This is a genomic window from Ferrimonas balearica DSM 9799 (assembly GCF_000148645.1).
GTDB classification, from domain to species: domain Bacteria; phylum Pseudomonadota; class Gammaproteobacteria; order Enterobacterales; family Shewanellaceae; genus Ferrimonas; species Ferrimonas balearica.
In genome coordinates this window covers 2438107-2458805 of sequence record NC_014541.1, presented here as the reverse complement: position 1 = coordinate 2458805, position 20699 = coordinate 2438107, and the positions used below count along the sequence as shown (strand labels likewise).

At 59.5% G+C, this 20699-nt stretch carries 13 protein-coding genes; 10 read left to right on the top strand and 3 right to left on the bottom strand.

What is annotated here, in order from left to right; translation table 11 throughout:
- The first annotated feature begins 72 nt into the window (after positions 1–72).
- The 8 genes from ydiJ (at position 73) to torD (ending at position 10350) form a co-directional block, all read left to right on the top strand.
- On the top strand, positions 73–3090 hold the full coding sequence (gene ydiJ, locus FBAL_RS11150) for a D-2-hydroxyglutarate dehydrogenase YdiJ (RefSeq protein ID WP_013345709.1): 3018 nt from the start codon (positions 73–75) through the stop codon (positions 3088–3090).
- The gene (locus tag FBAL_RS11145; protein WP_013345708.1) at positions 3083–3580 is read left to right on the top strand and encodes a DUF1285 domain-containing protein; all 498 of its coding nucleotides are present in this window, start codon (positions 3083–3085) and stop codon (positions 3578–3580) included. Before ydiJ ends, FBAL_RS11145 begins: the two co-directional genes overlap by 8 nt.
- A 225-nt stretch (positions 3581–3805) precedes the next feature.
- Positions 3806–4759: a DNA-binding transcriptional regulator DsdC gene (dsdC, locus tag FBAL_RS11140; RefSeq protein ID WP_013345707.1), complete on the top strand. Its 954-nt coding sequence runs from the start codon at positions 3806–3808 to the stop codon at positions 4757–4759.
- A gap of 80 nt (positions 4760–4839) precedes the next feature.
- Positions 4840–5673, top strand: coding sequence for a MaoC/PaaZ C-terminal domain-containing protein (locus tag FBAL_RS11135; protein WP_013345706.1), 834 nt, complete (start codon positions 4840–4842; stop codon positions 5671–5673).
- 163 nt (positions 5674–5836) lie between these two features.
- Positions 5837–6004 (top strand): periplasmic nitrate reductase, NapE protein, encoded by a 168-nt coding sequence (locus FBAL_RS11130; protein WP_013345705.1) that lies wholly within the window; start codon positions 5837–5839, stop codon positions 6002–6004.
- A gap of 26 nt (positions 6005–6030) precedes the next feature.
- Positions 6031–7212 carry a pentaheme c-type cytochrome TorC gene (gene torC / locus FBAL_RS11125; RefSeq protein WP_013345704.1) on the top strand — a complete coding sequence of 394 codons (1182 nt, stop codon included), beginning with the start codon at positions 6031–6033 and terminating at the stop codon, positions 7210–7212.
- Positions 7213–7221: 9 nt separating this feature from the next.
- Positions 7222–9687 carry a trimethylamine-N-oxide reductase TorA gene (torA, locus tag FBAL_RS11120; protein WP_013345703.1) on the top strand — a complete coding sequence of 822 codons (2466 nt, stop codon included), beginning with the start codon at positions 7222–7224 and terminating at the stop codon, positions 9685–9687.
- Positions 9688–9699: 12 nt separating this feature from the next.
- Entirely contained in the window at positions 9700–10350 is a 651-nt protein-coding gene (torD, locus tag FBAL_RS11115) for a molecular chaperone TorD (RefSeq protein WP_013345702.1), read from the top strand.
- Positions 10351–10432: 82 nt separating this feature from the next.
- Here torD and FBAL_RS11110 read toward each other — a convergent pair whose 3' ends face one another.
- On the bottom strand, positions 10433–13417 hold the full coding sequence (locus FBAL_RS11110) for a cadherin repeat domain-containing protein (RefSeq protein ID WP_013345701.1): 2985 nt from the start codon (positions 13415–13417) through the stop codon (positions 10433–10435).
- Between the two features lie 331 nt (positions 13418–13748).
- A complete protein-coding gene (locus FBAL_RS11105; protein WP_245544350.1) occupies positions 13749–15512 on the bottom strand; it encodes a hypothetical protein in 1764 nt (587 codons plus the stop codon).
- Positions 15513–16466: 954 nt separating this feature from the next.
- Between FBAL_RS11105 and gltS the strand changes: the two genes are divergently transcribed.
- On the top strand, positions 16467–17693 hold the full coding sequence (gene gltS / locus FBAL_RS11100) for a sodium/glutamate symporter (protein WP_013345699.1): 1227 nt from the start codon (positions 16467–16469) through the stop codon (positions 17691–17693).
- Between the two features lie 105 nt (positions 17694–17798).
- Positions 17799–19565, top strand: coding sequence for an ABC transporter transmembrane domain-containing protein (locus tag FBAL_RS11095; protein ID WP_013345698.1), 1767 nt, complete (start codon positions 17799–17801; stop codon positions 19563–19565).
- Here the strand turns inward: FBAL_RS11095 and FBAL_RS11090 are convergent.
- Complete coding sequence (locus tag FBAL_RS11090) at positions 19544–20698, bottom strand: hypothetical protein (RefSeq protein WP_013345697.1); 1155 nt, start codon at positions 20696–20698, stop codon at positions 19544–19546. The two genes, FBAL_RS11095 and FBAL_RS11090, sit on opposite strands and share 22 nt — an antisense overlap.
- Between the last annotated feature and the right edge of the window lies 1 nt (position 20699).

Here is a 20699-nt window from a genome sequence, read left to right as displayed (position 1 = left end):
GAGCGGCGCTTTTTTCTTTGGCGGGGGCATCAGGCACAATGGCCCGATACGCTCACGCGCAAGGAAGAATGCATGATCCCTGCTCTGGATCCCCAGGCGGTACTGGACCCGCAGTACCGGGACTATCTCGGCGCCCTGAAAGGCGCCGGTTTTCAAGGTGAAGTGGAAACCCGCTATGGCCACCGGCTGAGTCTGGCCACCGACAACAGCGTCTATCAGATGCTGCCGCAGGGGCTGTTGTTTCCCCGCGATGCCGACGACATCCAGCTGGCTCTGCGCCTGGCTCAGAACCCCGAGTTCCGGGACCTCACCTTCTCCGCCCGGGGTGGCGGCACCGGCACCAACGGCCAAAGCCTGAACCGCGGCATCATTGTCGACACCAGTCGCCATATGCGACGGGTCTGTGCGGTGGATGCGGAAGCCCGCCAGGCGGTGGTGCAGTGCGGCGTGATTAAGGACGCGCTGAACGACGAACTGCGCGCCCACGGCCTGTTCTTCTCGCCGGATCTCTCCACCTCAAACCGTGCCACCCTGGGCGGAATGATCAACACCGACGCCTCCGGCGCCGGTTCGCTGGTGTACGGCAAAACCTCGGATCATGTCCTGTCAGTGCGCGCCATTCTGGATGACGGCAGCGAGCTGGTGACCGCCCCCTGGGACGCCAAAGCCCGTGCGGCGTTGACCGGCCGTGCCCGTGAGCTGGCGGAGTCGGTGTTGGCATTGTGCCAAGAGAAGCAGGGGCTGATTGAAGCGCGCTTCCCCAAGCTCAACCGCTTCCTGACCGGCTACGACCTCAAGCACGCCTACGACCCCGATACCGACATCCTCGATTTGACCCGACTGCTGTGCGGCAGCGAGGGCACGCTGGCCTTTATTGTCGAAGCCACTCTTGACCTGACCCCCATCCCGGACACCCGGGTGCTGGTCAATATTCAGTACGACAGCTTTGACTCTGCCCTGCGTCATGCCCCGCAGTTGGTGGCTGCCGAAGCCACCGTGGTGGAGACCATCGATGCCACCGTACTGAATCTGGCCCGGGAAGACGTCAGCTGGCACACGGTGTCGGATCTGGTGGCCCCGCAGGACCCGGCTCAGGCTGAGCGTTTTGATGGCATCAATATGGTGGAGTTTGCCGGCGACGCTGACGAGGTCGAGGGCAAGTTGATCGCGCTGCTGGCCCATCTGGACAGCGGCGACAATGGTGCTGTGCTGGGCTACAAAGTGTGCCGGGATGCGGCCAGTTTGGGTCGGGTCTACGCCATGCGCAAAAAAGCGGTGGGTCTGTTGGCCAACGCCAAAGGCGCCCGCAAACCCCTGGCCTTTGTGGAAGACACCGCCGTGCCGCCGGAGAAGCTGGCGGACTTTATCGCCGAGTTCCGTGCCCTGTTGGATGGGGAAGGGCTGCAATACGGCATGTTTGGCCATGTGGATGCGGGGGTACTGCATGTGCGTCCGGCACTGGACCTCTGCGACCCGGCGGACGAGCGCCAGCTCAAAAAGCTGTCCGATCAGGTGGCGGAACTGACCCGTCAGTATGGCGGCCTGATGTGGGGCGAACATGGCCGGGGGGTACGCTCCGAGTATGGCCCCGCGGTGTTTGGCGAACTGTTTGACGACCTGCGCCGCATCAAGGGGTGGTTCGATCCGGACAACCGCCTCAACCCGGGCAAGATCTGCACCCCGCTGCACAGCGACGACCAGCTCTACCCAGTAGAGTCACCCAGTCGCGGCGCCTTTAACCGCCGCATCAGTCCGCAAAGCCGGGAGGAGTACGAGCGCGCCATCCGCTGTAATGGCAACGGCCTCTGCTTTAACTATCAGGTGGATTCACCGATGTGCCCCTCCTACAAGGCCAGCGGTGACCGGGTCGAAAGTCCTAAGGGCAGGGCAGAACTGTACCGCGCCTGGCTGCGGCTGCTGGCCCGGGAAGGGGTCGACCTGGCCCAGTACCCGCCACGGCCGGCGCCGTTGTGGCAGCGCGTCCGCAACCAGTTTTCCAATGAGGTCGACTTCTCCCACGAGGTGCACGCCGGGATGCTCAGCTGTCTGGCCTGCAAAGCGTGCAGCGGTGCCTGCCCGGTGAAGGTGGACATTCCCACCCTGCGGGCGGAGTTTCTGCACCACTACTACGGTCGCTATCTGCGCCCGCTCAAAGACCATTTTGTGGCCAATCTTGAAGATACCCTGCCGCTGCAGGCGCGTTTCCCCAAACTGGTCAACGCCCTCAGCCAGAACCGTTTCAGCCAGTGGGCTCTGAAGTCCGTGGTGGGGTATGTGGATCCGCCGGCCTTGTCGGTGCCGACCCTGACTGAGCGGGTGGCTGACAGCCAGCCGACCACCCTGGCAGAGCTGGAGCGACGACTGGCCCGGGCCAGCACCGAGCAGCGCCAGCAGATGGTGCTGTTGGTGCAGGACCCCTTCACCAGCCATTACGATGCGGCGCTGGTGGAAGCGGGGCTGACACTGCTCAGCAAGCTGGGTTTTACCCCGCTGTTGGTGCCCTATCTGCCCAATGGTAAGCCCCAACACATTAAGGGGTTCCTGGACCGATTCCGCCGTACCGCCCACAAAACCGCGACGGCACTGAACCGGCTGGCCCGGTTTGAGGTGCCAATGGTGGGGCTTGACCCGGCCCTGGTGCTCACCTATTCCGATGAGTACGTCACGGTACTCAAAGAGGAGCGGGGGGCGTTCGAGGTGGAGGTACTGCAATCTTTCCTGGCCCGTCATATAGCCCGCTGGCCGGCGCGCCAAACCACCGGCCGCGCCTACCGTCTGATGGGACACTGTACCGAGAACAGTGTGCGTCCGACCGGGGCCACCGAGTGGCAACAGGTGATAGGCCACTTCGGTGGTGAGCTGAAAACCGTCAGCCTTGGCTGCTGTGGCATGGCTGGCACCTATGGCCATGAAGTGGCCAACCTGTCCCGCAGTCGGGAGCTGTTTGACGCCAGCTGGGCACCGGAACTGGCCCGCGAGGGCGGTGAACCGCTCTCCAGTGGCTACTCCTGCCGCAGTCAGGTGAAGCGGTTTGGCCTGAAAACGCTGCGCCACCCGCTGCAGGTATTGCTGGAGCTGCTGGATGCTTGAGCGACTGGTGCGCCAGGTGGGGGAGAACCCGCAGCTGGACCAGTGGGATCCGCCGCTGTGTGGTGATATCGACATCCGCATCGATGGCGACGGGGTGTGGCACTGCCAGGGCACCCCGTTTCCCCGGCCCGCGCTGGTGCAACTGTTTGCGTCTGTGCTGCGGGCGGAAGCGGATGGCCACCACTATCTGGTGACGCCGGTTGAGAAGTGGCGGATACAGGTGGAGGACGTCGCCTTTGTGCTGACCGATCTGGTGCAGGAAGGGGAACAGTGGTGGCTAGTGGGCAGTGCCGGACTGCGCTGTCCGGTGACGGCTGAACACCCGTGGCAACTTCGCGATGGCGTGCCTTATGTGTCGCTCTGGCACGGTACCTGGGGAAAGCTGGCGCGGCCATTGTATTACCGCCTGGCAGAACAGGTGGTGCAGAATCAGCAGGAGTACGGAGTGTGGCTGGGGTCGCAGTGGTGTGTGCTGGGGGAAAAAGAATGAAAGCCCGACACAGCGTGCCGGGCTTTCCAATTTTTTTCGTTTGAACAGCGACTATTCGGAGACATGTGAATGCGCTGGAACGGTTGGGGAAAAGGTGCTAACTCGACTCACCAGGCAAATGTGAGTCCCGTCCCGTTCTGATGCTTCGCAGTATAGGTTTCCTTGCACCGGGTCAACAGCGAAATAAAATGACCTTCATATGAACGTCGTTAATCCGAGGCCCCTATGCTGAGCAGCGCCATCCTCTCTTCCATGCACTGTTTCGCCAGTGCCGCCCGCCATATGAGCTTTACCAAGGCGGCGGAAGAACTGCACCTGACCCAAAGCGCGGTGAGCCATCGCATTAAAAAGCTTGAGGAACAGCTCGGTTTTAAGCTGTTTTTGCGCTTTAACCGCCGCCTGCAACTGACCGAGCAGGGCCAGGGATTGATGGCGGTGCTGGACCAGTCCCTGGGTGGACTGGAATCCGCCATCCGTGACATTCGCCAACAGGAGTTTACCTCCACCCTGAGCATGGCGGTGCCGCACAGTTTTGCCCGTTGCTGGTTGTCTGAGCGGTTGGGTGATCTGCACCGCCGTTATCCCAAGATGACGCTACAGGTTCGCGCCCAGTCCCGCTCCACCGATTTCCAGCATGAGCCGGTGGATGTGGCGGTGTACTACGACCGTCCGGACCGCTCTGGTCTGCACCAGCACGTGCTGTTTGGTGAAATGCTGGTGCCGGTGTGCAGCAAGGATTACGCCGACGAGCATAACCTTTGGCAGAACCCGGATGGTCTGGCCGAGTGTCTGTTGTTGCACGATGAGACCGCCTGGCAGGGCACCGGATTCTACACTGAATGGCAGTACTGGGCCGAGCGTGCCGGTATTGACCCCCTGGCCGTGACCCGGGGCTTTGTCTTTAACCGGGCTGACCTCGCTTACCGGGCCGCCATGTCCGGTCAGGGCGTTGCCCTCGGCCGTTGGCGCATGGTGGCGCCGTCGGTGCGCTCCGGGGCGCTGGTGGTGCCGATTGATGCTTTCGTCGAAGCGGAGCAGAGCTACCTGGCGGTGTGCCATCCTGACCGTCAGGAGGTGCCGGCCATTAAAGCGGTACTGGAATGGTTGGATGAAATGGCGCAACATCACTTAGAGAAACTGGCCCAGGAGCGGGAAGCCCTGGCGTTCGAGCCGGCATAAGGAAGCTGGTCGGGCCTCGTTTACGGGGCCCTGCGGGTATCCTTTGCGGGCTTTATTGTACCGAAAGGAACGGCTAACCCATGAATCAAACCCTGAACCAAAACGATATCCCCTCCAATCTGAGCCTGGTGTGGAAAGGTTTCATCAAGCGCTGCGAGCAGGGCGAACTGCCCGCCATGGAGTTGAAGGTCGACGGGTTCCGGTTTGATGCCGACAAACTGGCGGCATACAACGCCTTCTGTGGCTTCGCCGCGGACGCGCTGCCGCTCTCCTATCTGTTTGTCGCCACCCAGCCGATCCAACTGATGCTGCTGACCGACAAAGCGGTACCGGTTCAGCCCCTGGGCATGATCCACCTCGGTGTCAGCTTTGAGCTTCACACCCATGTTGAAGCCGATGGTGCCTATGACGTGGTGGTCAAAGTGGGTGAGCAGGAGCGCACCGAGAAGGGACTCGAGTTCGAGCTGGTGGGTGAGTTCTGGCGTGATGGCCAGTGCTGCGCCAGCTACATCAGCCGCTGCCTGCTGCGGGTACCCGCTGAAGGTGGCCGCCGTCGCCGCCGCGCTGGGGGGCGTGCCCCGCGGGTTGAGCACGAATGGCAAGTGATTGAAAACCTGGCCCTGGCGCCACAGGTGGCCCGCGGCTACGCCCGCATCTCCGGGGACTACAACCCCATCCACCTGCACCGCATTACCGCCAAACCCTTTGGCTTTGATGCCCCCATTGCCCACGGCATGTACATGGTGGCCAAGATGCTGTCTGCGGTTTCTGAGCCCCTGCGCAGTGCCAGCTTTGACTTCAAGCGCCCGGTGCTGATGCCCGGTAATGGCACGGTAGAACGCGATGGCGAGGCCCTGCGCCTGGCCAGCAGCGCTGGCAAGCCGCTGGTGGAAGCGCGCATCCAAAGCGCCTGAACCGACAGTCCTGAATAGAAAGCCCGGCTTAGGCCGGGCTTTTTGCGTTTCTCCCCCCTGATTACCCCAGGTTTTGACTGTGGCAGCCACTTCAACAGGACATCGCATGCCATTAAATCGTTGCTACGCTTGCTAAGCAGGCAGCCAAAGGGGGAGGACGCGTATGAGCCGCGAAACGACCAACGCTGGCGATAAAGGTTCGGAATGGCGGGCCTTCCTGATCATTGCGGTGTTCCTTTTCCCAGTTCTGGCCGCCACGTTTGTCGGGGCCTACGGTTTTATCATCTGGATTTTGCAGATGATTTTTGGCCCTCCGGGGCACGGGATTTAGGGGCGCTCAGATAGGAGGGCGAGCCTATGCTAGGCCGGATAAAAGCATTGTGGGCGACCATGAGTCGCCCCGCCAAACACATCAGCCTCGGTACGTTAACCCTGGGTGGGTTTATTGCTGGCGTGGTGTTCTGGGGCGGATTTAATACCGCGCTCGAAGTGGCTAATACCGAAGCTTTTTGCATCAGTTGTCACGAAATGGAAGACACCGTTTATGTTGAGTTGCAGCAGACGGTGCACTGGTCCAACTCATCGGGCGTCCGCGCCACTTGCTCCGATTGCCATGTTCCCCACAACTGGACCGACAAAATTGCTCGCAAGATGCAGGCCAGCAAAGAGGTTTGGGGTCATCTGTTTGGCACCATCAATACCCCTGAAAAGTTCGAAGCCAAGCGTCTGGAGTTGGCGACGCACGAGTGGAATCGCCTGTCGGCAAACGGGTCACTGGAGTGCAAAAACTGCCACAACTACGACAGCATGAAGTGGGATGAGATGTCAGAAGCCGCCCGCACTCAGATGCAGCGCGCCGCTGAACGAGATCAGAGCTGCATCGATTGTCACAAAGGCATTGCCCATCATCTTCCAAAGGATATGGCCGCGGCATCCGGTGCGTTAGCGGCCCTGCAGCAGCAGGCGGTTAGCCACTTCAAGGAGGGGCAGAGTTATTACAGCATCCGGCAACTTCCCCTGTTCCAGGATGAGGGGTTGACCCAAAAAGCCGGGGTGCTTAACGCCGCCAGTCCGGTCACCGTGGTGGCGAAGAAGGGCGATGTGCTCGAGGTGGAGATTGCCGGATGGCGCAAAGCCAAAGGGTTTGGGCGGGTGATCACTGAAGCCTTTGGTCAGAACATCCGGGAAGCCACTCTGAGTAAAGAGGCCGCGACCGATAAGGCGCTTATCCAGCAGAGCGAGACGAAAGAGGATCCGCTCACTGGACTGCCCTGGCAACAGGTCAGCTTTAAGCTTTGGATGAAGAGCGACGACCTGGTCGACAACCCCCAGGTGCTTTGGCAAGAGGCGCAGCAGATCTACGTGAAAAACTGCAGCACCTGCCATGCCCAACCTGCCGAGAATCACTTTGATGCCAATACCTGGCCCGGCATGTTTGCGGGCATGCTGAATTTCGTGAACCTGGATGGCGATACTCAGGAGTTGGTACTCAAATACCTGCAAATGCACTCGTCCAACTACTCAGACCCTCATCATTAGGGGACAGCGATGGCGATTTCACGACGCGGTTTTCTGAAAGGGGTGCTTTGCGGTGGCGCAGTCGCGATGATTGGCCCCTCTCTGTTGGTGCCTGCCAGTGCGGACGCTGCCGATGAGATCTGGAAAGTTTCCGGTTCTCACTGGGGCGCCTTCAGGGCCAGGATAGCTGGTGGCATGGTGATGGAGGTTAAGCCCTATGACCTCGACCAGAACCCGACTCAAATGCTGGAGGGGATTAAGGGGCTGATCTACAGCTCTTCTCGCATCCGCTACCCGATGGTTCGCTACGAGTGGTTAAAGAACCGGGATAAAGCGAACCCCGCAACCCGCGGTGACAATCGTTTTATCCGTGTGACCTGGGACCGGGCCCTCGATCTGTTTTACCAGGAACTTGAGCGGATCCAGACTCAGTACGGTCCCTGGGCACTGCATGCCGGACAGAACGGCTGGCGGCAGACGGGCCAGATGCACAGTTGCAACAACCACATGCAGCGGGCGGTAGGCCTTCACGGCTACTATGTGCGCAAGGTCGGGGATTACTCGACCGGTGCCGGGCAGGTGATCTTACCCTACGTCCTGGGCTCCACCGAAGTGTACGCGCAGGGCACCTCCTGGCCGTTGATCTTCGAAAACAGCGACTTGATTGTGCTTTGGGCCAATGACCCCGCCAAGAACCTGCAAGTGGGCTGGAACTGCGAAACCCACGAAGGGCAGGGTTACCTGCTCCAGCTTCGTGACAAGGTGGCTGATGGCAGCATTAAGGTCATCTCCATCGATCCGGTTAAAACCAAGACTCAGAACCTGCTGAACTGCGAGCATCAGTACGTCAACCCACAGACCGACGTGGCCCTGATGCTGGCCATTGCCCATACCCTCTATCGTGAGCAGCGCTACGACCCCACCTTTATTGAAACCTACACGCTGGGGTTCAATGAGTTCCTGCCCTACCTGATGGGGGAGGGAGAAGATAAGACGGAGAAGAGTCCCGAGTGGGCGGCGCCAATTTGCGGCATTGATGCAGAGCAGATAAAGGGGCTGGCGCGCAGGATGGCTGAGGGGCGAACCCAGTTTATGTTTGGTTGGGGGGTACAGCGTCAGCAACATGGTGAGCAGCCCTACTGGATGGGGGCGGTACTGGCCGCGATGTTGGGGCAGATTGGCCTGCCGGGCGGAGGCATCAGCTACGGCCACCATTACAGTTCCATCGGCGCGCCTGGTTCGGGAGCCTCCGCTCCGGGGGCCTTCCCCCTGAACCCGGACAGCGACGATGAGCGCATCCATAAGAACAAGGATTTTAAGGGCTACAGCTCAACCATTCCGGTGGCTCGCTGGGTGGATGCGTTGCTTGAGCCTGGGAAAAAGGTGCCTTTCAACGGTTCAACGGTGACGCTCCCCGACATCAAGATGATGGTGTTCTCCGGGTGTAACCCCTGGCATCACCAGCAAGATAGAAACCGGATGAAACGGGCATTCCACACGTTGGAAACCGTGGTGTCTATTGATTACACCTGGAGTGCCACCTGTCGGTTTTCCGACATCGTTCTGCCTGCCTGTACCCAGTTTGAGCGGAACGACATCGACGTTTACGGCTCCTACAGCGTCCGTGGGGTGCTGGCGATGAAGAAGCTGGTGGACCCCCTGTTTCAGAGCCGCAGCGATTTCCACATCATGGCGGATTTGTGCCGCCGCTTCGGTCGTCACAAGCAGTACACCCGGGGCATGGGGGAGATGGCGTGGGTGGAAAGCCTCTATGAGGAGTGCCGGAAAGCGAACGGGGAGAAATTCCCCATGCCGCCGTTTGCCCAGTTCTGGGAGGAGGGTTACGTCGCGTTTGAAGGAGCCAACCCCTTTGTCCGCCATGCTGATTTCCGGGAAGACCCGGAGATCAACCCACTGGGCACGCCCTCAGGGTTTATCGAGATCTTCAGCCGTAAGATCGCCAGCTACCAGTACGATAACTGCAAAGGGCACCCGATATGGATGGAGAAAGCCGAGCGCTCTCACGGCGGCCCGGGCAGTGAAAAATACCCCCTGTGGCTGCAATCTTGCCACCCGGATATGCGCCTGCATTCGCAGATGTGTGAGTCTGCACCGATGCGGGACAAGTACGCGGTACAAGGGCGAGAGCCGGTTTACCTGAGTGCAGAGGACGCCAGGCGATTTGGCATTAAGGATGGGGACCTGGTGCGGGTCTTCAACGACCGCGGGCAACTGCTGGCGGGTGCGGTGATCAGCGATAACTTTCCCCCCGGAGTGGTTCGGATCCAGGAGGGGGCATGGTATGGGCCCGAAGGGGCGGAGGTTGGTTCGCTGGACACCTACGGCGACCCCAATACCCTGTCGATGGACATTGGCACCTCCAAGCTGGCTCAGGCCACGTCGGCCAATACGTGCCTGGTGAGTATCGAGAAATTCACCGGCAAACCACCGGAAGTGACCGCCTTTGGCGGGCCGGATGAAGTGATGCCCAGTTAAGGAGAGCGTGGGATGGATGAACAGGAGATCAGGGAAGAGGTGGCGCTGGCAGAGCGACGGGCCACGCTGTATTGGTGGTTTGCGTCGATGCTCTGTCGGGAACTGGACTCAGACCAGCTCAATACCCTCTGCTCCGAATCGGGAAGAGTGTTGCTGGATGCCCTGGCCGAGGAGCCCTCACTGGCTCCCGGGTGCCAAAAACTCCGCAGGGCATTGGCTGGGGTGCAGGTGCTGGCAACTCCGCAGCTGGAACTCGCTGCCGATTACGCCACGGCATTTCTGGGGGACCATCTGGGCTCGGCACCACCCTATGCCTCGGTTTATGTTGAGCCTGGTGGCATGATGTTCCAGCACCCGCACCAGCAGATGGTGCAGTGGTTGCAACAGTGGCAACTGGCCGTCAGCTTTGACGGCAATGAACCGGCGGACCACTTTGCAATTATGCTCGATTTAATGGGCAACCTGGTGCTTAAGGGCGTCGACAGTCCAGAGGCGCAAAGCGCGCAATCTGCGTTGCTGGCCGAGATGCTGCCGCCGATGAGACGCTGGGTGACGCAATGCCAGCGCCAACCGGGATTCTATGCCGCCCTGGCGGAACTGTTGCTGGCGTTTGTCTCGCTCGACCAGACGCTGATTGAGGGGGAGTTTTCCCTGGCTCAATGACTGCGTCAGCAATGAACTCGGTGGACTTATCGTCTGCACTCCGTTCACAAAAAAGCCCGGCGCAGGCCGGGCTTTTCGTGGGTTATTGCCGATACATGTCGATATCAATCAGCCACCACTGGCGGGCAATTTCCTCACCCATCTCGGTAACCCCTCCGCTGGCCCAGGGCTTGGCCCGTTGAGTCAGCATCAGCGGCTCATCGGAAAGATAATGCCCTGAGGGCAGCGCAGCATTGTAGTCATCTCCAGGCACCATAATGATTCGTACCTGCTGGCTCCCGCTGCATCCGGCGGACATGGGCGTCGACAGTGGCAACCACTGCCCCGGTGACTGACAATCCCCGCGGGTGCTCAAACGCAGCGTGACCGGGACACGTTGCCCGCTGGACTCTAAGGTCGTTGAGGCTCGAATACGGGTGTAACCACTGCCATCCGGTAACAGCACCTCTGTGCCGAAGTCATTACCACTTGCCAGTGAAAGGCGGCTGTGGTCGTCCTTCATGATCTCGATCTCTGCACTAAACAGCAGGGGGCTGCCCTCAAAGGTGACGGTGTCCGGCTCCCCGGTGTCTCGGTCGATGTGGTTGAGGTAGAAGGTGTGTTGAGCCCGGCTCGGCTCCACCTTGTTGCCCCCATCGTCTTCAACAATGACGCTGATGGCTCTCAACAGTGGCTGGCGGTGGACCACCAGGCTGCCATCGTCGGCCAGCTCATAATCTTCCGATGGCGTAGCGGAGAAGTGCAACTTACCGTACTGATTGTCGGTAACCGGGGCCGCTATTCGCATATCCGGATAGAAGGCGAGATGCGTTGGCGTGGTGTCATCGATTCTCAACCCGTCATGCTGCCCCAGTTCGATCACCGCTTGGTACTGCACCTGACTGTCTTCGTAGTTTCGACTGTGCTCGGTGACCGTGACCTCGACAATGCCGGCCTGCTGGGGGGTTACAACGCCGGTGCGTGAATCGATCTGGGCGATTTGGCGCTGTGCGGCGTCCTCAATCCAGTAGCTGACCCAGGCGTCCGGTTCCACGCCCGAGAGTCGCGGCGCTTCGAGGGGCAATTGCCCATAAACCCCCTGGATCCGCTCGCTGGCGAGTTTGAGGTTAGGGTTGGTAGCGCCTTTGTTGACGGTCACAGTCACCATCTGGCGGTAGGACCCGGTTTTGGCATCACCCGGATCGGTGACCGTGACATTGGTGGTACCGGCGTTCAGTACGGTGACGATGCCGGTGTGGGGGTCAACGGCGACCACATCCTGATCGGAGCCGTGGCTGATGGCGAAGCTCGGTGTGCCGACCGCGCCGATGACCGACAGGGTGCCCTGGGCGTCCGGGGCATAGCTCAGTGTGAGGCCATGGGCTTCCATGGGGCTGTCGGCCGGGTAAACGGTGACGGTCAACTGGGTTTCTGCAGGCTGATACCAGTCGTTACCGCTGTCCAGCACACGGAGAACGGCATAGCCCGATTTGAGGGTCGTCAGACTGTTGTCCGAATTAATGGCCACCACGTCCTGCCCATCCAGCAGGGAAAGAGTCAGGCTGCCCTCGACACCCTCAAACTCGGGTATCAGTTGCTGATTCGGCTGATACTGGGTCACCAGTGGCTTTGCTGCCAGGGCCGCGTTATCCAGCTTTTCGACGGTGAGCGTGAACTGGGTGTTGGTCGGGGCGTAGTAGCGTCCACCATCGTCACAGACCTGAATCGTGGACTGACCGGGCATCAGCGGTGTCAGGGTGCCTGAAACGGGGTCCAGTCGAACTCGTGTCGCGTCCTGTTCCTTCACCAATCGGTAGCTCAGTTCACCCTGGGCACCCTGAATGGCAGGTATCCAGCGAGCGTCCGCGTCAAAGGGACGGGAGATATTGATGGCAGACAGGCCGGGGTGGGGCAGTGGCAGCACTGTGACGGTTACCGTGCGCTGGTTTGGCAGGTAGTTGCGTCCACCGTCATCCTTCACGTTAAGGCGAACCTCGCCCGGCGCCAGCAGGGCCAGACGCTGGTCATTGGTAACAGCGAGCACATCCTGAGGCGCATCGTCGGCCAGGGTGAGGGTCAACGTACCTTGTACGCCGCTTACCGGCAGGTCGACGATGCCGTCAAACTCAAATGCCAGCGGCGCTTCAGAGATCACTAGCCCGGTGTTTTCCGCCGGAAGGATGGTCACGCAGAAGCGTTGGTCAGCCAGCGTTTCGTATCCCGGCCCGTTATTCTGTTCAACACGAACACAGGCGTCTCCCGCGCCCAGAATGCTCATTTCACCGCTTTCCTGATCGAGGCGGATCACGGCCTCGGAGTCGGTGTCATCCAGCACATAGTGCACCTGCTTCGCCAAAGCGCCAGTGTGCGAAGGGAGCAGCGTGCCTCCGGGCACATAGGGCTTATCGTCGAGATCCTGAAACTGTGCGGCCTCTCCCTGGGCCGGAACCACTCGCACAAACGCCGCAGCGCCGGAGCTTTGATAATTGCGACCACCATCATCTTCGATATGGACCAGGCTGGTGCCAACCGCCAGAGCCGTAACTCGCCCGGACTCGTCGATGGCGATGACGGGTTGCGGTTCCATCGGTTGATAGTGGAGTTGACCTATGGCGCCAGATACCCGAAGGGATGCTGGGTTGTCACCAAAGGAGAGGGTCAGATCGTTGGTGAGCAGTTGCCCCCTGGCTCCCGGTGTGATGGTGACCTGCCATTCGGCTTCAGCCGCTTTGTAGTATGGCGAACCGCTATCACGGACGAGGATGGTGGCGTCTCCCTGATTCAGCACGCGAAGTTGGCCACTGTGGGGGTCAACCTCGACCACGTCGTCGGCGCTGCCGGGGGCCAATTCAAAGCTCAGGGTGCCTTTTTGCCCCTCGATATCCGCGCGTACGGTTCGTTCCGGTTGGTATTGAGCCGTTACGCTGGGCGCCGTCAGTCCGGGATGAGGGAGGAGGACCGTTTCCTCCGGCGGGGTGGTGATAGGGGGTTCAGCGGTTGAGCTGCCCTCGTCACCGCTACCGCCACCGCAGCCGGTGATCAGTAACACCAGCCAGGCTGCCAGCAGGAAACGCCGATTTGTGCGCATGGATGCCTCCAAATTTGGGGTGCAGAAATCCCTCTCCAGTTGGGAATGAAGATGATGGGGATATAGCGAAGTGGGGCATTCTATCGGCTTGATATAAAGGAACAACCCATGGGCACCATGTAATTCAGATGCAGGTTTTAACTTGACGTCATTTGCTCATAACTATCTGATTTGGAACCGGAATGTAATATTTAATCCGTTGATTAGTTGACTTCAATTGAATTGAGTTCATTAGGGGTCAGGTGGCCGCAAAGGCCGAAATTATAAGGGCGCCAGTGGCGCCCTTAGGATGGGCGGACCGTGGGGAGGCCCGCAGTTGGGAGTTAACGCGTTAATCGCACTGGTGCGGGTAGGGCACGTTGTCCACGTACTCGGCGGAGCAGCTGCTGTCACAGGGGCTGCACAATCCACGCTCGGGGCGCGCGACATCATGGCAGAATGCGCAACCGATGCCGGTGGTGCCTTTGCTGACATGGTTATGCATCTTGTCCCAGGTGCGCGGGATGTTTTTACCGCCATCATGGCATTGAGCGCAGACCTCCAGCTTGGGCCCCTTGAGGCGGTAGCCCATGCTGTCCAGCATCGAGTCATTGGCCAGGTCCAGATTGCTTTCGTGGCACTGGCTGCAGTCCGCCGCATCGGTGGCAGGGTTCACCCCGTGGTTGATCATCTGGAAGGTGTCGGTCTCGATCCATTCATAAGGCTCGTTGGCCGGATAGCCCATATTCACCAGACCGGACTCAGTGGATGCTACGGCGTCCCCAGACCCTTTGAGGTACTCAAAGGTGTTCAGTGCGATCATCCTCTGGTCCGCCACGGTCATGGGTTGCAGTGCGGTCTTGTACTTAAAGGGAATCAACATGCCGTCGTTGATGCCGCCCATCGGCCGAGACGTGGGGTAGCGCCCGGTTTCCGGGTCCAGCACCGCCTGATCGCCCAGCAGATAGTTGTCGCTCTTACGGTTCCAGAAGCGCAGCCAGGGGGTCAGGTTCGCCGCTTTGTCGGTGTGCGGGTGGCCTGGGCCGGACACGCCGTCGGCGGGTGTGCCGTCGTGGTGATGCTGCCAATCACGGTGGATTTCGGTGGGCACGTGGGCCGGGTCACCCAGATCCTTGGCGTAGGTTGGGATGTGGCAGGACTGACAGGCCACCCGTCCGACGTGGCGGTCCGGCTCTCCACGGCGTCCGGAAGAGGCGTGGCCGGTACCGGAATCCATGCCCTGGTGGCAAGTGGCGCTGGCGCAGGTGATCTCCGCACCACGGACGATGTCGTCCGTCGGCCGCAGGTCAGAGCCTTTGCCGATCACCCGATGGTCAATGAACTGGTGGCAATCCTGACACTGCAGGTTGGCGCCGCTGACGTTCATGTGGACATCAAAGTGGGGGTCGCCATTGGCCATCAGCGCCGAGGAGAGGTCACCACGCTTCACACCATCACCCCCGCCGGCAAAGGCGTGGCACTTCAGACAGTTGGTGCGGGTGGGGGGCGCGATGTTCTGAACGTAGCTGTCCAGTGTGGCGGCATCGGTGCCCGCTGTGGGGCCCATGCTGCCGTCCGGCAAGCGGGTCCGGTTCAGCGCGTAATCGGCGTTGTGGCAGACAAGGCAATCGACATTGGCCACGGTGTCGCCTTCACCGGGTTTGATGCCGCGCCCGGCATGACAGGAGCCACACACCGGCCAGTCGCCTTCGATGTTGATGCAGTAGCTGTTCACCGCATTGGTCAGTTTGCCCTGAAGGGTGCCACCCTGATTCACCATATCGGGGGTTTCGCCGGTCCACTGATAGTGGGTGGAGCCAAACATCTGCTGATACTGGAATCCCCCTTCACCGCCGTCATGGCAGTTTTGGCATGCGCTGGGGTAGTCGGTCCAGCCGAGGCTGGCGTGGGGGTTATCGACGCCGCATCCGGCAATCGGTTCTACGGCACATTCTCCGCAGCTGTTCAGTTGCCAGACCGCTGCATTATTGTCATCGCAGTCTTGTTCGGCCCGGTAGCCATCGCCGTCGTTATCGATGGGTTTGGCAGCTTGGGAAGCGAATGCGATGAGGAATAACCCCAGGCATCCGGTCAATCGTCGTGCAGTCATCATCATTCTCCGTTGATTCAGGTTGAGACCGCTGAATTTGGATGCAGGGTTGTGCCCGGACGGTTAAAGGCGATTTTGAGCATGAGCGGGTCCGAGGCAGGGAGTAGACCCCCGCCCAAAACCTGCCTGTAACCGGCCGTTATTGGTGTTTTGAGATTCTGGCCCCTGCATTCTCAGTGGGCTCTGTGTTGCTTCTTTTTGAGCGGTTTGTGTAGTTCCTTCTAAAGTTCCCTTGGCTAAATTAGGTAATTGAAAATTAGCAGCTGCTTCCGAATTTGACGTGACAGTGATCACGCAAAGCAAATAATGTGAACAAAAAGTAAACTTGAGGTATTGAGTTAACTGGGGTAGGCCGAGGCGGCGTGTAAAAAAGGGTGAGCAGAGGCAAGGAAACAGGCTTATAAGAGACAAAGTTTATCCATTATTGCCTGTCACAAATTGACCAGAACAAAAAGCAACCAATTGTTCTGAGCTCATTCGGTTCGGTTATGTAAAACGCGCGATTCCGCTTAACTCGCTCAAAACTGCGTGTCACGCCTGTGGGTTTGAACCTTTAGAGGGCCGTCAAAGTCAGCTTGCTTACTGAGGTACATCGAGCGTTACCAACGGGGATATTTTCCACCATTAAGATAACGGATGGGGGCTCAACAAGGCGCTTAATCCGGCCACCAAAGGCGACTTTGATACGAACAGAGTTTTCATGATTGGACGGTTAATGTACGAAGGATGATGGGATTTTTATCCGTTTTTTGAACTGGCTCTAAATTTTGCTTTGAGTGAGCCCTTTTGACATCAGATTTTTCTTGCGCAAAATCCGGTTCCGGCGTTGATTATATAGCGTCGATAACAAGCGCCTTTCTGACTTAATCGAGCGGACGGCGGATGTCGACCCGAAGGGAAGCCCTATCTAAAAATCACTAAGGACGGTGGACAATAATAAATAAAGTGGTTTGAGGTATTATGGAAACGGTCATCTCTATCGGTGCGCTGGAATCATTTATGATCGCCATCAGCGTCCTGTTTCTCGGACATATTATTAATGCCCGACTTCCCATTCTGAAACGTTTTAATATTCCGGAGCCCATTGTTGGGGGACTGGTTGTCGCGTGTGGTATCACGATATTGCACTTTCAGGACGTGGACCTGGTGTTTGATCTGCCGCTGCAGAACACCTTTATGTTGATGTTCTTCGCCACGGTGGGCCTGGCTGCCAACTACACCCAGTTGGTTAAAGGCGGTGCCAAGGTGTTTATCTTTCTGGGCATCGCGTCACTGTGCATTGTGATGCAGAATGCCATCGGCGTATCCCTGGCCAGCCTGATGGGGCTTGATCCTCTGATGGGGCTGATTGCCGGCTCCATTACCCTGTCTGGTGGTCACGGTACTGGTGCGGCCTGGTCCCAGACGTTGGAGCAGATGTTTGGCCTCAGCAATACGCTGGAGATCGCCATGGCATCGGCCACCTTTGGCCTGATTGCCGGTGGCATCATCGGCACGCCGGTGGCACAGCGCCTGATTGAGAAGCACCAACTCAAGTCGGAGTACGGCAATGTGAACCTCCATCGTCGCCAGCATCCGGAAGTGGTGACCTATAACGAGTATGAAGAGGACAAGGTCACGGCTAAAAAGGTGATTGAGGTTCTGTTTATTCTGCTGATTTGCGTTAACGGCGCTAAGTACCTTGAAGGTTGGGTAAAAGGCTTCGGTATTAGCTGGCTGATGATTCCGGACTTCGTCTACGCGTTGTTTATTGGTGTGGTTATCACCAATATTCTGGAAGTCACCAAAGTCAGAAAGATTGAAACGGAAACCCTGGATATTCTGGGAACGGTGTCGCTCTCTTTGTTCCTGGCGATGGCGCTGATGAGCCTGAAGTTGTGGAATATTTTCGACCTGGCTATCCCGTTCCTGATTATTCTGACCATACAGTCCATTGCCATCGGAGTGTTTACCTATCTTGTCACTTTCCGGGCGATGGGGGGCAACTACGACGCCGCGACTATCGCCAGTGGTCACTGCGGTTTTGGCCTGGGGGCAACCCCTACGGCGGTGATGAACATGGGGTCGGTGGTCAACCGCTATGGCCCGTCACCACAGGCCTTTATGGTGGTGCCGATTGTGGGGGCGTTCTTTATCGACATCGTTAACCTGATCATCCTGCAGGGTTACCTGACCTTTCTGAGTTGATCTCCCCCACCAGAAAAAGGGCGCCAATGGCGCCCTTTTTTGATCGCCGCCGTCGGCGTTGCGTTAGTATGTTATTGATTTGAATCCAACGCTGTAAGGCTTCCTATGCAAACCCGCACCGCCATTCTGCCCTGGTTATGGGAATACCTCCGTCCGCACCGTCCCCGGGTGCTGTTGGCGTTGCTGGCGCTGGCGGTGGGTTCCGCCTCCTGGCTGGTGCTGGGGCAGGGGGTTCGCCTGCTGGTGGATGAGGGGTTCCTGTCCGGTGATCCGGCAGCACTGAACCGGCTGATGTTACTGGTGCTGTTGATCAACCTGGTGGGGGCGGTCGCGGTGTTTGTGCGCTTTTACCTGATGACCTGGCTGGGCGAGCGGGTCAGCGCTGATCTGCGTAAAGCGGTGTTCGACCATCTGCTGCAACTGCCCCCCTCGTTCTTTGCTGAGCAGCGCACCGGTGAGGTGATCTCCCGCTTTACCGCCGACACCACCGTGTTGCAAACCGTGGTGGGGATGAGTCTGTCGATGGCACTGCGTTCTGCGCTGACGTTGGTCGGCGGTGGAGTCATGATGGCAATCACCAGCTGGCAACTCACTCTAGCGGTGGCCGTGGCTGTCCCGGTGGTGCTGGGCCCCATCCTGTTTTTCGGAAGGCGGGTGCGGCGATTGAGCAAGGACAGTCAGGACCGGGTGGCGGACCTGGGTGCCCGGGTGGATGAAACCCTGCATGAGATCCAGACGGTGCAGGCCTATGGCCATGAACCGCTGGATAATCGGGCGTTCCGGGCCGATGTGGAGTCGGTGATGGCGACCGCGGTGCGCCGTATCCGCTATCGTTCTGGGCTGATCGCCGCGGTGATGCTGCTGTCTGTGACCGCCATTACCCTGGTCAGCTGGATGGGGGCGTTGGAGGTGATGGCGGGCGGACTCAGTGCCGGCCAACTGACCGCCTTTATGTTCTACGCGGTGCTGGTGGCGGGCGCCGTCGCGACGTTAAGTGAAGTGATAGGTGAAATCATGCGGGCCGCCGGAGCGACAGAGCGGCTGCGGGAACTGATGACCGTTACACCAGCCATTGTCGCGCCCCAGGCTCCGAAGCCACTCCCCATGCCTCTGCGGGGCGCTCTGCAGTTTGACGACGTGTCGTTCGCCTACCCGATGGCGCCGGACCAGCCGGTGCTGAAGGCGCTATCCCTCTCCATCAAGCCTGGTGAACGGGTGGCGCTGGTGGGCCCCAGTGGCGCCGGCAAAACCACGCTGTTCCAGTTGCTGAAACTGTTTTACCGGCCTGACCAGGGGCAGGTGTTGCTCGATGGTGTCAGCAGCCACGAGTGCGACCCGGTACAGTGGCGGCGCCAGTTTGCGATGGTCTCTCAGGAGCCGGTGATCTTTGCCGATTCGGTGTTGGAGAACGTGCGTTACGGCCGCCCTGACGCCAGTGAGGCGGAGGTGGAGCAGGCCTGTCGCGCCGCCCGTGCCCACGAGTTTGTGGCGACGCTGCCACAGGGGTATCACACCCACCTGGGTGAGCGGGGAGTGCGATTGTCCGGTGGCCAGAAACAGCGCATTGCCATTGCCCGGGCGCTGCTGGCGGACCGTCCCATCCTGCTGCTGGATGAGGCCACTTCCGCGCTGGATGCGGCGAACGAAGCGGCGGTGCAGGCGGGACTGGAGCAGCTGATGGCGGGTCGCACAACGCTGGTGATTGCCCACCGTTTGGCCACGGTGGTGAACGCCGACCGATTGGTGGTGCTGGAACAGGGCGAGATACGGGCAATCGGAGACCACCGCAGCCTGTTGCAGAGCAGTCCGCTGTACCGTCAACTCGCGGAGCTGCAACTGATGGCCGACCCTCAGGAGAACTTATCGAGCTGAGGGTCCAGCTGCGGCTGGTCAAGGGAGAAGTTCAGGCGCTGGCGGTAGAACCACAGCGCCACAAACGCCAGCGCAAACAGGGCGGCCATCAGGGTTTTCAGGGTATTGTTGAAGGCCAGGAAATAGAGGGTGTTCAGGCACACCAGCACCACGCAACTGTGGCGCGGCAACCGGTCCATCACCACGGCCGACAGCGCAATCACCATCGGGGCGCCCAGCCCCACCATCCGCCAAACGTCGGTGGCCAATAGGATCTGGCCACAGGCCAGCAAAGGCAATATGCCCATCCAACGCAGCCGTTGCTGGCCCGGGTTCTGCCACATCGCCAATGCGTAGGTCAGCCAGAGCGGACCGAAGGTGGCCACCACCAGCTTGATGGCGCCCAATGCCCCGCCCCAATACTGGTAGACGTAGGCCAGCCAGGCCGCATTGTAGAAACCGGTGTAGGTGGAAAGATCGATGCCGCCCTGGAACAGCACGCCGGAACGCAGCAGCAGGTAGAGCGAGAAAAAGACGGCCAGCAGGGGCAGGGTGGTTAACAGCGCCGGCCGCCAACCTTCGCTGCGGTAGGTCACCCAGGCCCAGGTGGGGATCAGCAACAAGCCGATGTTCTCTTTCACAAACGCGGTGACCACCAGCAACAGCAGCAGGCTTCGGAACGAGCGGTGGTAGATGGCGATGCACCCCAGCAGAATGCCCAGGTGCTCAGCCAGTCCGACGTGGACACTGTTATGCAGGTTGTAGACGCCGGGATAGGAGAAGATAAACAGCAGGCAGGCGCAGGCGCAGGCCAGGATATTGAGCTTCAGTCCCCAACGCAGCCACAGATACAGGGTGGTCAGGAACGTCGCATAGAACAGCAGTTGAAGCGCAAAAAACGCACTGTGAATGTCGTTAAATAGCGGGCTTAACCACGCCGCCAGGTAGGGCACCCCGATGCGGTAGCCCCAGGGCGCGTCGGTAAACACCCAGGGGGATTGCGCCATGGCCAGGTAGCGCTCGGCATCGCCAAACGAAAAGGGCTGGGTGTTCATCAGCATCACCAACCCCACCAGCGAAAACAGCATCAACAGAGCGGGTACGCTGGCAACATGCAGCCAATCGATTCGTTGTGGTGGGTTCTGAATCAGCATC